Raw genomic sequence first — 13,818 nt, 5'->3', positions numbered from 1 at the left:
GTTAAGCAACGTGCAGTTCGCAAGTGGCAACACACTCAGGTAGCAGGAGCGCTAATAAAATGAAGCAAATAAAAAGGGTAGCCCCTTAGGGACAAAAAGCCCACGCCATGGCGTGGGCTTTTGCACAGAGCACAGTGTGTGCCTGCGATAGGCTAAATCCGTTAGGATTAGCCGCGCTTGACTGCAGCGCCGAAACGCTTGTTGAAGCGCTCTACGCGGCCACCAGTGGTCGCTTGCTTCTGCTTACCCGTGTAGAAAGGGTGGCAGTTGGAGCACACGTCCAGAGAGAAGTCCTGACCAGAGGTAGAACCGACCTGGAAGCTTGCACCGCAAGAACAGTTGGCGGTGACCGTGTTGTAATTCGGGTGGATACCTTGTTTCATCTTGAGCCTCGTAAGCTATATGCCGCCACCTGATCCATTGCCAGGCACCGCATACGGGTGTGAAAAAACTGCTAACCGGTTAGCCGCTTGATCCGATAGATTCAGAGCGGCCGCGCATTCTAGCAAACTAAACGCCGGAGGCCAATTGTCCGATTCTGTTTCTGCCCAGCCATCGTCACCTGGGCTGCCTAAGGGCGCTTTTCAGGTGCTCAAGGTCGCGCTACCGTCGCCACTAAGACGCCTGTTTGACTATTTACCCGCACCGCGGGCACCCGCCTGTGGCTGGCAGCCTGGGCTGCGGGTCAGGGTGCCGTTTGGTCGCCGCGATGTCGTCGGTGTGGTGGTGTCTTTGGCTTCCGGCAGTGAACTGCCGCGCTCGCAGCTGCGGGCCATCGGTGAAGCGCTGGATGATGCCCCGCTACCCAGCGACTGGCAGTGGCTGTGCCACTTCGCGGCGCGTTATTATCAGCACAGCCTGGGCGATACCCTGCAGCATGCCATGCCCGCTAGGCTGCGCCAGGGCCACCCCATGGCGGGGCGCACCCAAACCCTGTGGCTTCCGCTACCCAACGATGAAACAGCGCTGGCACGCGCGCCTAAACAGGCAGAGCTTTATGCGCTTCTTCGCCAGCACCCCCACGGGCTGCCGGGCCGGGCCGTGAGCGCCCACGGCTTCACGCGGGACCAGCTATTAGCCTTGCAAAAAAAAGGCTTTACCCAACCACAAGAGATCACCCTCACCGCCGCTCAGCCTACCGGCGGAAGTTTACTCGCCTCGCCGTCGCTGCCGCTCAACCGTGAACAGGCCACTGCGCTATCCGTGCTGCATGAAAAACTCGACGGCTACCACCCCTGTTTACTGGAAGGCGTGACCGGCAGCGGCAAAACCGAGATTTACCTACAGCTCATCGAAGCGCTCGCTGCCAAAGGAAAGCAGTCCCTGGTACTTGTGCCTGAAATCGGCCTTACACCGCAAACGCTAGCGCGGTTCAAAAGCCGCTTTCGCGTACCGGTGGTGGCGCTGCACTCCGGGCTTACCGACCCAGAGCGCCTGGATGTATGGGAAGCCGCTGCCAGCGGCCGCGCGCTGGTGATTATTGGCACCCGCTCAGCCATTTTTACCCCGCTGGCGAACCCCGGCGCGATCATCGTCGATGAAGAGCACGATGGCTCTTACAAACAGCACGACGGGCTGCGCTACCACGCTAGGGATTTAGCCGTTGCCAGGGCGCACTACCACGGCATTCCCCTATTATTGGGCAGTGCGACGCCCTCGTTTGAAAGCCTGCAGCAGGCGCTTACGGGCGCTTATCGACACCTGCGGCTAACCCAGCGGCCCAGCCGTCACCCGCCCGCTAAGTTAGAGCTGATCGACCTGCGCCACCAGCGCCGCCAAGGGGGGCTGCTGCCCAACGCGATTAAAGCGATTAAGAGCACGCTCGCGGCGGGCAAGCAGGCGCTCATCTTTATCAATCGGCGTGGCTTTGCGCCGAGCCTGGCCTGCCACAGCTGCGGTTGGATGGCCGAGTGCAGCCAGTGCGATGCGCGCATGACGCTACACCGCCAGCCGCCGCTGCTGGCCTGCCACCACTGCGACAGCCGCCGCGCCCTGCCGGATGCCTGCCCAGACTGCGGCAGCGGCGACTTACGTGCGCTGGGTAGCGGCACCGAACGCACCGAGGAGACGCTACAAGGGCTGTTCCCTGACACCACCGTCCACCGCATTGACCGCGACAGCACACGCAAAAAAGAGAGCTTTGAGCAGGTGCTCAAGGAAATTCAGCGCGGCGAGCCCTGCCTACTGGTGGGCACTCAAATGCTCGCCAAGGGCCATCATTTACCGCATGTCACCTTGGTGGTGGTCGTCAATGCCGATGGCGGCCTTTATGCCGCGGACTTTCGCGCCCTAGAGCACAGCGCACAGCTGCTTGAGCAGGTTGCCGGGCGCGCAGGCCGCGCCGCCCACCCTGGCCGCGTGCTGGTGCAAACCCTCCACCCGGATGACCCGCACCTAGGCCAATTGGCCGAACATGGCTACGGCGCACTGGCCCGCAACCTGCTGGAAGAGCGCCGCATCGCCAAGCTGCCGCCGTTTTGCTTTATGGCACTGCTACGCGTAGAAAGCCCGCAGGAGCAGGCGGCGCTCGCTCTGGCTCAGCAAGCCGCACAGGCGCTGCGCCAGTGGCTGAAGGACGCCCAGGTACCCGTGCGCTGCCTGGGCCCCGTACCCGCCCCCATGGAGCGTCGCCAAAACCGCTACCATATCCACGTCATGCTCACCGCTGACAAACGCAGCCACCGCCACGCCGCCGCTAACTGGCTAGTGCAGTGGTTAGAAGCCAACCGAGAGGCGCGCAAAGTGCGCTGGTCGATCGACATTGACCCACAAACGCTGGCCTAGCGGCTAGCCTTGTCATAAGGCTTCCCCCGTACGTAACGGAATACGGCTTTGAAACTGCGCGCCAATTGCCGATAATGAGCGCTTTGCCGCTGCATTACCTGGGCGCATGCACACGCCGCCACCGACGACATCCGGATATTTAAATGAAAGATACGATTATTTCTCTGCTCGAAGGCGCGGTTGACGCGCTCAAGCACCAAGGCGTGCTGCCCGACGATTTAAAACCCGCCATTAAGGTGGACCCCACGAAAGACAAGGCCCACGGTGACTACGCCACCAACCTCGCACTGATGTTGGCGAAGCCTTCCGGCATGAAGCCTCGCGAGCTGGCCGACACCCTCGTCGCCGCGCTGCCCGCCAGCGACGCCATTCAAAAAACCGAGATTGCGGGCCCTGGGTTTATCAACTTCTTTGCCGCCGCCGACGCTGCTGCACAAATCGTTGCTCAAGTGTTGGATAGTGGCGATGCCTTTGGCCGCAGCCTGATCGGCAAAGGCGAGAAAGTGCAGGTGGAGTTTGTCTCCGCTAACCCTACTGGCCCGCTCCACGTCGGCCACGGCCGCGGTGCAGCGATTGGCGATAGCCTTTGCCGCCTGCTGGAAGCCACCGGCTACGATGTCACCCGCGAGTTTTACTACAACGATGCCGGTGCTCAGATTAAAAACTTGGCGCTGTCCGTTCAGGCACGTACCAAAGGCCTTGGCCCCGACGATGCCAGCTGGCCGGAAGATGGCTACCGCGGCGAGTACATCGTGGATGTTGCCAATGACTATATGGCGGGCAAAACGGTCACCGCAGATGACCGCGAAGTGACCGCTAAAGCGGATGCGGATGATTTAGACGCCATTCAAGCCTTTGCCGTTGCTTGGCTGCGCCGCGAGCAGGATTTAGACCTCAAAGCCTTTGGCGTTGAGTTTGACGTCTACTTCCTGGAGTCCTCGCTTTACGAAAAAGGCAATGTCGACGCCACCGTCGAGAAGCTGGTCGCCAACGGCCACACCTATGAAGAAGACGGCGCGATGTGGCTGCGCACCACCGACTTTGGCGATGACAAAGACCGCGTGATGCGCAAGCGCGAAGGGGGTTACACCTACTTCCTGCCCGACGTCGCCTACCACCTGAATAAATGGCAGCGCGGTTTTAAAACCGTGATCAATGAACAGGGGGCTGACCACCACTCCACCGTCACGCGCGTACGCGCAGGCCTGCAGGCGCTGGAAGTGGGCATCCCACAAGGCTGGCCCGATTACGTGCTGCACCAAATGGTGATGGTGACCCGCTCAGGCGTTGAGGTAAAACTGTCCAAACGCGCGGGCAGCTACGTCACCATTCGCGATTTGATTGATGAAGTAGGCCGCGATGCCACGCGCTTCTTCCTAGCCGCTCGCCGCGCCGATTCCCAGCTGACCTTTGACATTGATCTAGCGCGCTCGCAGTCAAACGACAACCCGGTGTATTACGTGCAGTACGCCCATGCGCGGGTATGCAGCATGCTGCGCAAAACCGAAGATGCCGGCCAACCGTTTGACCACAGCGTCGCCATGGCCAATTTAGCACTACTGGATAGCGACCAGGAGAAAGCCGTTCTTAACCGCTTGGCCCGTTACCCAGAAGTGGTTGAGCACGCCGCAAAAAACCGCGAGCCTCAGCAGGTTGCCCAGTACCTGCTGGATTTAGCCGGTGACTTCCACACCTGCTATAACGCGGTCAAGGTCATGGTTGATGACGACACGCTGCGCAACACCCGCCTAGCCCTTGGCCTGGCAACCCGCCAAGTGCTGCGCAATGGTCTGGACCTTATGGGTGTTAGCGCACCCGAGGAGATGTAGTCCATGGCCAGCCCGCGCACTAAGCCCACCCGCCGTGGAGCCACGTCGCAGCGTAAGTCCGCCCGCCGCTCTGGGGGCGGGCTACGCATTCCCGGCTGGCTGTGGGGGATTGTAGGGGTGGCCGCTGGTTTTTTTCTCGCCCAGCACCAGCACGGCACCGCCCCCTGGCAAGATCAGCAGGAGGTTCCTCAGGCGACGGTACTGCCAAAACCCTCGGGTAGCGATGAGCGCAGCGCCGCACGGCAAACCGAAACGCCCGCCGAGCCCGCTATGCCTACGTTCGAGTTCTACACGCTGCTGCCTGAAACTGAAGTCATTGCTCCCGGCGGAGCGATTCCTTCGACTATCACGCCCCCGACCATAGCAGCCAGTGATGCAGACGCAGGCGATACGGCAACCGATCGCACAGAACCAGCCACCAGCAGCGCGGATGATGACCCCATTGCGCAGGTGATTGCCGCCAACACCCGCCCCAACGAGCAGGCCGCTGCCGCTCAGCAGGCACCGGCGGCCAATACCAGCACGCCCAACCGCTATATGCTGCAGGCCGCGTCATTTCGTGAAATTGGCGATGCCGAACAACTGCGCAGCCGGCTGCGTAACCTAAGCCTGCTGGCACAGATCAGCGAGGTGCAGGCCAACGGCGATACCTGGCATCGGGTTCAGGTTGGCCCTTACGATGATACCCGTGAGCTCAACCGCGCTCAGGACTTGATGAGCACCCAAGGCATTGAGCCGCTGCTGATTCAGCTACAGAATTAGCCAGCAGGGCTTAGCAGGCCCGCTTAATCTTGATGGCTTTCGCTTGCGGGCGGTTGATTTTTTATCAGCCGCCCGCATTTTGTTGGGAATCGCTTTTTTTACGGCCGCCCAGGGTGGCCGATCAGTCATCGGGAGCACGTCTCCCCCAAGGAGTTATCTCCATGACCACGATTGTTTCCGTTCGCCGCGGTAATCAAGTAGCCCTCGCGGGCGACGGCCAAGTCTCGCTTGGCAACACCGTGATGAAAGGCAATGCCAGCAAAGTGCGCCGCCTTTACCGTGGCAAAGTGTTAGCCGGTTTTGCCGGTGGCACCGCTGATGCCTTTACTCTGTTTGAGCGTTTTGAAGCGCAGCTTGAAAAGTATCAGGGCCATTTAACCAAGGCAGCGGTTGAGCTTGCCAAAGATTGGCGCACCGACCGCGCGCTGCGCCGCTTAGAGGCCCTGCTGGCCGTGGCTGACCACAGCGCCTCGCTGATCATTACTGGTAACGGTGATGTGGTTGAGCCAGAGCGCGGCATTATCGCGATTGGCTCAGGCGGCAACTTTGCCCAGGCCAGCGCCCGCGCGCTGCTTGAGAACACCGAGCTTTCCGCCCGGGAAATTACCGAAAAATCCCTCGCCATCGCTGGTGACATCTGCGTATTCACCAATCACCACGTGACGCTCGAAGAGCTGAACATCAACGAACGTTGAGGCCACTTTAATGACCCAGATGACACCCCGCGAAATCGTCCATGCGCTGGATCAGTACATTATCGGCCAGCAAGATGCCAAGCGCGCCGTTGCCATTGCTCTGCGTAACCGCTGGCGTCGCATGCAGCTCGACGACGAGCTGCGCCCGGAAGTGACGCCAAAAAACATTCTGATGATTGGCCCCACCGGCGTGGGTAAAACCGAAATTGCCCGCCGGTTGGCGAAGCTGGCCCGCGCGCCGTTTATCAAAGTAGAAGCCACCAAGTTCACCGAAGTGGGCTACGTGGGCCGCGACGTCGAGTCAATCATCCGCGACCTGATGGAAGCGGCGATCAAGATGGTCCGCGAGCACGCCAAGGAAGAAGTCGGCCACCGCGCCGAAGACGCCGCTGAAGACCGCGTACTCGACGCCCTGCTGCCGCCGCCCCGTGGCCAGGAAGATAAGCCCCGCGAAGATAGCGGCACCCGTCAAACCTTCCGCAAAAAGCTGCGTGAAGGCCAGCTTGACGATAAAGAGATCGATATTGAGATCTCCTCTCACGGCCAAGGTATCGACATCATGACCCCGCCGGGCATGGAAGAGATGACCAGCCAACTGCAGAGCCTGTTCTCCAACATGGGCCAGCAGAAGCGTGAGCAGCGCCGCGTGACCGTGAAAGAGGCGCTGGTGCTGCTACGTGATGAAGAGGCCGGCAAACTGGTCAACGAAGAAGAGATCAAAGCCCGCGCGGTGGAAGCCGTTGAGCAGCACGGCATTGTGTTCCTGGACGAGATCGACAAAGTCGCCAAGGGCAGCGGCCAGTCCAGCGGTGGCGAAGTCTCCCGTGAAGGCGTGCAGCGCGACCTGCTGCCGCTGATTGAAGGCTCGACGGTCTCAACCAAGTACGGCATGGTCAAAACCGATCACATTCTGTTTATCGCCTCCGGTGCTTTCCACCTCTCGCGCCCTTCTGATCTGATTCCGGAACTGCAGGGTCGTTTGCCGATTCGCGTTGAGCTGGATGCACTAACGCCGGGCGACTTCAAGCGGATTCTCACCGAGCCGTCTGCCTCACTGACCAAGCAGTACCAAGCGCTGCTGGCCACCGAAGGGCTGGACCTTGAGTTCACCCCAGACGGTATTGAGCGCATTGCCGAAATCTCCTGGCAAGTAAACGAAGGCACTGAAAACATCGGCGCACGCCGCCTGCACACCGTGCTGGAGCGTCTGCTGGAGGAGGCCTCGTTCAAGGGCGGTGATATGGACAGCCCCTTGGTGATCGACGCCGACTACGTCAACGCTCAGCTAGGCGAACTGGCGGTCGACGAAGACCTGTCGCGCTATATTCTGTAAGCGCTACTATCGGTAAAGCCACCGGCAGCTTGCCCGCTTTGCGGGCAGGCTGCTTTTGCTACTTATCGTCACGAGGTTCCCGTATTCATGAACGCCCCGACGCCCACACGGGTTCACTACCATAAACAGGCTCGCGAGCTTGAACTTGGCTATGCCAGCGGTGACACCTATCGGCTGCCCGTTGAGCTGTTAAGGGTTTACTCCCCTTCTGCCGAAGTGCGCGGTCACGGCGGCGATACGGCCGTACTGCAAGTCGGTAAAAAGGAAGTGGGCCTGCAAAACATTACTCAGGCCGGTAACTACGCGCTCAAGCTGCATTTTGATGACGGTCACGACAGCGGTCTCTTCAGCTGGAACTACCTGTTTGATCTTGCCACACACCAAGACGCGTATTGGCAGAACTATCTCAAACGCTTGGAAGAGGCAGGTGCCTCCCGCGAGCCTGCGGGCATTCAATTCAAGCAGCTGTGACGCGGTGCCCCAGGTGAAGCGCAGACAAATTGGGGTCGGGAAGGCTACAATGTTGCCAACCATTTATTGCGATGACCTAACGGTCGACAACTACCGCCTCGAACTCGGGAGCTAAAGCCCCATGAGCCCCACCGAAAAGCGCACTACCCATTTCGGCTACCAAGAAGTACCGGTCGACGAGAAAGCCTCTCGCGTGGCCGATGTGTTCCACTCAGTCGCCGCCCGCTATGACGTGATGAACGACCTGATGTCCATGGGCATCCACCGGGTGTGGAAGCGCCTCACTATTGAGCGTGCAGGCGTTCGCCCAGGGCACCATGTGCTGGATATTGCTGGCGGCACAGGCGACCTCACTCTCAAGTTCTCCCGTTTAGTCGGCCCGCGCGGTAAAGTCGTCTTGGCCGATATCAATGCCTCCATGTTACGCGTTGGCCGCGACAAGCTGATGGATAATGGCGTGGGCGGCAACGTGGAGTACGTGCAGGCCAACGCCGAGTGCCTGCCCTTCCCAGATAACAGCTTCGACTGCATCACGATTGCTTTTGGCCTGCGCAACGTCACGGATAAAGATGCCGCGCTGCGCTCCATGGCACGGGTACTGAAGCCAGGTGGCCGCCTGCTGGTGCTGGAGTTCTCCAAACCCAACAATCCGCTACTTTCCAAAGCCTACGATGAGTACTCCTTCCGCCTGCTGCCGAAAATGGGCGAGCTGGTGGCGGGTGACGGCGAGAGCTATCGCTACTTGGCCGAATCGATCCGCATGCATCCGGATCAAGAAACGCTGAAAGGCATGATGGAAACAGCCGGGCTTGAGCGGGTTGAGTACACCAACCTGACCGGCGGTATTGTCGCCCTCCACCGCGGCATCAAGCTATGACACAGCAGCATCAAGCGATCATCCCCTGGCACCAGAGGTCAGCATGCTAGTCACCCCGACCCTGCTGCTGGCCGGATGTGAACGCACGTTAAATGCTCTACTTGCCCGCGACCCAGCCGCACCGACGCGGCTGGCGGCGCTGGCGGGCAGTCGCCTGCTGGTGCGGCTTGAGAAACCTCATTTAGCGCTGCTTCTGTGCTACCACGCGACGGGCATTGACCTGCAGCATGGCGATGAGGTGGAAGAGACCGACGTTGATGCCGTCGTAGAGCTAACCCCTGAAACGCTCTCCGAGTGGCTGAGCGGCGCTTCTATTGAACGCCTGATGTTTGATGGCAAGCTCGCGGTGCGTGGCCGTATTCACCTGCTAGAAGCAACCCGCGACCTGCTGTTTGACCTGGATATCGACTGGGAGGGCGAGCTGGCGCGCTGGCTAGGTGACCTGCCCGCCCACTCACTGGCCGAAGGTATTCGCCGCGCTGCCCGCTGGGGGCTGCGTGCTAAAGATGAGCTTTTTCAGGATGTGTCAGAGTACGTGTTTGAAGAAGCTCGCTTATTGCCCGGCCGCCAGCAGCGGGACGTGCTACGCGACCATCTGACTGAGCTTGAGATCGCCACTGACAGGCTAGAAGCGCGACTTACTCGCTTGCATAAGCGTCTAACAGCGGCGCAGCCAACGCCTAAGGAGCAGCGCTGATGAGCCTGCGGCTGTTTAAAATTGTCTGGGTGGTCACTCGGCACCGTTTAGACACCTTGCTGCCCATTGAGCGCCTGCCGTTATGGATGCGTGTGTTGCTGCGGTGTTCACCGCTCAAGCTAGTGCCGGTGGGCCAACGCAGCCGTGGCGAGCGCCTGCGTTTAGCACTTGAAGCGCTAGGGCCGATTTTTATTAAATTTGGCCAGATGCTCTCTACCCGCCGCGACCTGCTGCCCGAAGATATCGCCGACGAGCTTAAACGCCTGCAAGACCAGGTGCCGCCCTTCCCCGGTGAACTAGCCGCGGCGCGGGTAGAGAAAGAGCTGGAGATGTCGCTTCAAGAGGCGTTTGCCGCCTTCGATCAGGTGCCGCTAGCTTCAGCGTCGATTGCGCAGGTGCACGCCGCTACGCTGCACAGCGGCGAAGACGTGGTGGTCAAAATTATCCGTCCCGGCATTGACCGCATCATGCGCCAAGACATGGGCTTGATGTATCAGGTCGCCAAGCTACTGGCCAAAGTGCCTGAAGCTAAGCGTTTGCGCCCCGTGGAAGTGATCCGTGATTACGAAGCCACGCTGTTTGATGAGCTGGATCTCTATAAAGAAGCCGCCAACACCTCGCAGCTAAAGCGTAATTTCAAAGACTCACCGCTGCTGTTCGTGCCCACTATCTACTGGCCCTACACCCGCCGCCATGTCATGGTGCAAGAGCGTATTCGCGGCGTACCGGTGGCCGATTTGGACACCCTCATCGCCCGCGGCACCAACCTGAAAAAGCTCGCCGAGCGCGGAGTAGAAATCTTCTTCACCCAGGTATTTCGCGATAACTTTTTCCATGCGGACATGCACCCTGGCAACATCTTTGTTAATTGCGATGACCCAGATGACCCGCAATATATTGCGATTGACTGTGGCATTGTGGGCAGCCTAACGCGGGAAGATCAGGACTACTTGGCCCGTAACCTGCTGGCGTTTTTTCACCAGGATTACTACGAGGTCGCGGCGCTGCACATTGAGTCGGGCTGGGTAGGTGAAAACACTCGCGCCAACGAGTTTGCCGCAGCCATTCGTACGGTATGCGAGCCGATTTTAGAGAAGCCACTGAAAGACATCTCGTTTGGGCAGGTGCTGCTAGGACTTTTCCAAACTGCGCGGCGCTTTAACATGGAAGTGCAGCCCCAACTGGTGCTGTTGCAAAAGACGCTGCTCAATATTGAAGGCCTGGGCCGCCAACTCTACCCCGACCTGGACCTTTGGAGCACCGCCAAGCCCTACCTAGAGAAATGGATGAAAGAGCGAGCAGGCATTGGCGGGCTATGGGAGTCCCTCAAGCGCCAAGCACCAGAGCTTTCTCATCAGCTGCCTGAACTGCCAGTACTGGCTCATCAGGCGCTTAGCCGCATGGAGCATGAGCATCGTCAGCGCCACCAGCAGGTGACCGCCATTAGCCAAATGCGTCGCCAGATAAGCCAACAGGGCAAACGCCAGCATCGGCTGCGCATTGGCCTTGCCTTAGTGGCCATTGCGTTGGCTTGGCAGCCGCTCAGCAACTGGGCCGCTACTCAGGATTGGCCAATACTCGCTGCTGCCGGGGCTGGCTTAGTGCTGCTATTGTGGAATTGATGCACCCGCACCCCTTGACGAATCGACGCCGCCGATTGATAAAGAGTACACCATGACCGACGCTACCCACGCCCCTGTGCTTGACGCTCTTGCTGACGTTTTAAAGCAGCGACGCCACGCCAATCCAGAAGATTCTTATGTTGCCTCCTTGCATCATAAGGGTTTGAACAAGATACTCGAAAAAGTCGGCGAAGAAGCCACTGAAACGCTGCTGGCAGCCAAAGACGCAGAGCACGGTAGCGAGCAGCATCGTGAAGCGTTGATCGCCGAAACGGCCGACCTGTGGTTTCATAGCCTTGTCATGCTGTCGCACTTGGATCTTGACCATCAGCGGGTACTTGATGAACTCGCGCGGCGGTTCGGTATTTCTGGCCACGACGAAAAAGCGTCCCGATCACAACGTTAACCCTGCACCGATGAGGAAATGCATATGTTAGGTGGTATCAGTATTTGGCAGTTGCTGATTGTTCTGGGCATTATCATCCTGATTTTCGGCACCAAAAAACTGCGGAACGTAGGCACCGACCTAGGCGGTGCTGTGAAAGGCTTTAAGAAAGCCATGCACGAAGAGGAAAAAGAGGGCGACAAGAAAGACGCCGACCAGCCTCAAGCGAAGGTAAGCCACGAAGAAGCAGGCAACACCTACGACGTACAGGCGGAAGAGAAACGCGCTGCCGCTGACCGCAACGAAGAGCGCAAATAAGCCATGCTGGATATCGGTTTTCTTGAACTCATGCTCATTGGCATCGTGGCGCTTCTGGTGCTCGGCCCTGAGCGCCTTCCCAAGGCAGCACGCACCACGGGGTTATGGATCGGCAAGATCAAGCGTACGGTATCCGGCATGCAGCGTGAGATCAGTGCACAGCTGGAAGCGGAAGAGCTACGTCAAAAGCTGAACGAGCAGCAGCAGAAGCTTGACGATAGCCTGAAGAAAGCAAAACAGGAGGTGGAGAGCATCACTGACGCGCCTTCTCCTAACCGCACGGCCACTAGCAATATCGACAACAGCACTACGGCTCAGGCAGCGGCCCAGGACGCCACCGAACAGCGGGTTGCCAAGGCCAGTGCACGGCTGGATGACGCGCTACAAACTGTACGTGAAGATCTCCCAGCGCCTTCTTCAACTCCTTCCGACAAAGCCGAACAGCAAAAGGATAGCAACCACCAATGAGTATGTCTGGCGATTCCCAGGAGCCGCACAACGACCAAAGCCAAGCGCCTCTCATTGAGCACCTCATTGAGCTGCGTTCGCGCTTGATGAAGGCGGTGGTGGTTATCTTGGTGGTTTTTCTAGGGCTTTATGCGTTTGCAAACGACATCTACACCTTTGTGGCAGAGCCGCTAATGGCGCTGCTGCCAGAAGGCTCGCAGATGATCGCCACCGAGGTTGCCTCACCGTTTTTAGCGCCGTTTAAGCTTACCCTGGTGGTGGCTGTCTTTATTGCCATTCCATTTGTGCTGCATCAGGCCTGGGCGTTTGTCGCGCCGGGGCTCTACGATAACGAGAAGATGCTGGCCATTCCTATTTTGGTCTCTAGCGTCGCGCTGTTTTATGCCGGTGCAGCGTTTGCCTACTACGTCGTATTTCCGCTGCTGTTTGAGTTTTTTACTCAAACCGGCCCGGAAAACGTCGCGGTCATGACCGATATTAATCAGTACCTCAACTTTGTATTGAAGCTATTTTTCGCATTTGGGGTAGCGTTTGAGATTCCCATCGCAACGTTTTTGCTGATTTTGTCTGGGGCAACCACAGTTGAGAGCCTCTCCAAAAAGCGTCCCTATATTATTTTAGGCTGCTTTGTCGTCGGCATGCTGCTCACGCCGCCGGATGTGATTTCCCAAAGCCTGCTGGCGATTCCCATGTACCTGCTTTATGAAGTGGGGCTGCTGTTTGGCCGCCTGGTTCGTAAGCGCCGGGTAGAAGAAGACGCCGAGGAGCAGGAGTCGTAAACACGCGACGCTAAGCGACACTAAAAAGCCTCTGTCATCCCACGATGACAGAGGCTTTTTTCCCTACGGATAGTGACTGCGCTATTGCTCAGCCCATCATTTCATCAATGCGGTCTACCAGCTTAAAGATCCCTGTCGCGGCTTCGCTAATACGCGTAGCAAGCATATACGCAGGCGTGGTCACTACGCGATGCTCGTGATCCACGACGATATCTTCCACACCGCAGCTGCGGTGCAGGCCGCCCATGGCGCTGATGGCGCCAGACACGCCCGGATCATGGCCAATGGTGACTGAAATCCCGTCGCCCAGCAGACGCGGCACCATAACAGGCGCAATGCACATTAAGCCAATAGGCTTAGCGTCCTCTTTAAAGCCCGCTAATGCCTCTTTAACACTCTCAAGCACCTGCATATTGTCGCCCTGCATGGCGAAGTCAGAGAGGTTTTTGGCAACCCCAAAACCACCCGGCACAATCACTGCATCAAACGCATCGGAATCCAGCTCAGTGATCGGGCTAATATCACTGCGCGCCAAGCGGGCTGACTCTTGCAACACATTACGGCTCTCGCCTTCTACCGGCGTCTGGTCCAGATGATTAATCACATGGTGCTGCGCCACATCCGGGGCAAAGCAGCGATAACCGATTCCCAATTGATCTAGGCGAAGCAGCGTCAAAGTGGTCTCATAAATTTCCGAGCCATCAAACACGCCACAACCTGCCAGTACGACTGCTACCTGCTTCGTCATGCCTCTCTCCTTGTCCAAGCCATCCGTGTGGCTGAATGGCTCACTTTAGT

Annotated in this window: 15 protein-coding genes; 13 read left to right on the top strand and 2 right to left on the bottom strand. The window is 58.6% G+C overall.

Going from position 1 to position 13,818, the window contains the following annotated elements; translation table 11 throughout:
* Window positions 1-167 precede the first annotated feature (167 nt).
* Window positions 168-383, bottom strand: a complete 216-nt coding sequence (gene rpmE / locus IEW65_RS08055; protein WP_106373773.1) for a 50S ribosomal protein L31 — start codon at window positions 381-383, stop codon at window positions 168-170.
* A gap of 145 nt (window positions 384-528) precedes the next feature.
* Between rpmE and IEW65_RS08050 the strand changes: the two genes are divergently transcribed.
* From IEW65_RS08050 to tatC, 13 genes are all read left to right on the top strand, one after another.
* Window positions 529-2,784, top strand: coding sequence for a primosomal protein N' (locus tag IEW65_RS08050; RefSeq protein ID WP_229755507.1), 2,256 nt, complete (start codon window positions 529-531; stop codon window positions 2,782-2,784).
* Between the two features lie 143 nt (window positions 2,785-2,927).
* Window positions 2,928-4,613, top strand: coding sequence for an arginine--tRNA ligase (gene argS / locus IEW65_RS08045; RefSeq protein ID WP_188638976.1), 1,686 nt, complete (start codon window positions 2,928-2,930; stop codon window positions 4,611-4,613).
* 3 nt (window positions 4,614-4,616) lie between these two features.
* Window positions 4,617-5,375, top strand: a complete 759-nt coding sequence (locus IEW65_RS08040) for an SPOR domain-containing protein (RefSeq protein ID WP_188638975.1) — start codon at window positions 4,617-4,619, stop codon at window positions 5,373-5,375.
* A gap of 161 nt (window positions 5,376-5,536) precedes the next feature.
* A complete protein-coding gene (gene hslV / locus IEW65_RS08035) occupies window positions 5,537-6,070 on the top strand; it encodes an ATP-dependent protease subunit HslV (RefSeq protein WP_044630495.1) in 534 nt (177 codons plus the stop codon).
* Between the two features lie 10 nt (window positions 6,071-6,080).
* On the top strand, window positions 6,081-7,403 hold the full coding sequence (gene hslU / locus IEW65_RS08030; RefSeq protein WP_188638974.1) for an ATP-dependent protease ATPase subunit HslU: 1,323 nt from the start codon (window positions 6,081-6,083) through the stop codon (window positions 7,401-7,403).
* Between the two features lie 87 nt (window positions 7,404-7,490).
* Complete coding sequence (locus tag IEW65_RS08025) at window positions 7,491-7,874, top strand: gamma-butyrobetaine hydroxylase family protein (protein WP_054641528.1); 384 nt, start codon at window positions 7,491-7,493, stop codon at window positions 7,872-7,874.
* Between the two features lie 121 nt (window positions 7,875-7,995).
* Window positions 7,996-8,751, top strand: coding sequence for a bifunctional demethylmenaquinone methyltransferase/2-methoxy-6-polyprenyl-1,4-benzoquinol methylase UbiE (gene ubiE / locus IEW65_RS08020; RefSeq protein ID WP_188638973.1), 756 nt, complete (start codon window positions 7,996-7,998; stop codon window positions 8,749-8,751).
* A 43-nt stretch (window positions 8,752-8,794) separates the two neighbouring features.
* Window positions 8,795-9,448 (top strand): ubiquinone biosynthesis accessory factor UbiJ, encoded by a 654-nt coding sequence (locus tag IEW65_RS08015; protein ID WP_188638972.1) that lies wholly within the window; start codon window positions 8,795-8,797, stop codon window positions 9,446-9,448.
* On the top strand, window positions 9,448-11,070 hold the full coding sequence (ubiB, locus tag IEW65_RS08010) for a ubiquinone biosynthesis regulatory protein kinase UbiB (RefSeq protein ID WP_188638971.1): 1,623 nt from the start codon (window positions 9,448-9,450) through the stop codon (window positions 11,068-11,070). The genes IEW65_RS08015 and ubiB overlap by 1 nt, the downstream gene beginning before the upstream one ends.
* 52 nt (window positions 11,071-11,122) lie before the next feature.
* Window positions 11,123-11,476: a phosphoribosyl-ATP diphosphatase gene (locus IEW65_RS08005; RefSeq protein ID WP_188638970.1), complete on the top strand. Its 354-nt coding sequence runs from the start codon at window positions 11,123-11,125 to the stop codon at window positions 11,474-11,476.
* A 24-nt stretch (window positions 11,477-11,500) separates the two neighbouring features.
* Window positions 11,501-11,773 (top strand): Sec-independent protein translocase subunit TatA, encoded by a 273-nt coding sequence (tatA, locus tag IEW65_RS08000; protein ID WP_044630489.1) that lies wholly within the window; start codon window positions 11,501-11,503, stop codon window positions 11,771-11,773.
* A 3-nt stretch (window positions 11,774-11,776) separates the two neighbouring features.
* Entirely contained in the window at window positions 11,777-12,241 is a 465-nt protein-coding gene (tatB, locus tag IEW65_RS07995; protein ID WP_188638969.1) for a Sec-independent protein translocase protein TatB, read from the top strand.
* Window positions 12,238-13,020 carry a twin-arginine translocase subunit TatC gene (gene tatC, locus IEW65_RS07990; protein ID WP_188638968.1) on the top strand — a complete coding sequence of 261 codons (783 nt, stop codon included), beginning with the start codon at window positions 12,238-12,240 and terminating at the stop codon, window positions 13,018-13,020. Before tatB ends, tatC begins: the two co-directional genes overlap by 4 nt.
* 88 nt (window positions 13,021-13,108) lie before the next feature.
* Here tatC and elbB read toward each other — a convergent pair whose 3' ends face one another.
* Window positions 13,109-13,768: an isoprenoid biosynthesis glyoxalase ElbB gene (elbB, locus tag IEW65_RS07985; RefSeq protein WP_188638967.1), complete on the bottom strand. Its 660-nt coding sequence runs from the start codon at window positions 13,766-13,768 to the stop codon at window positions 13,109-13,111.
* Window positions 13,769-13,818: the final 50 nt, after the last annotated feature.

The organism is Vreelandella lutescens (genome assembly GCF_014640815.1).
GTDB lineage: Bacteria > Pseudomonadota > Gammaproteobacteria > Pseudomonadales > Halomonadaceae > Vreelandella > Vreelandella lutescens.
This window is presented reverse-complemented; position numbering and strand designations above follow the sequence as displayed.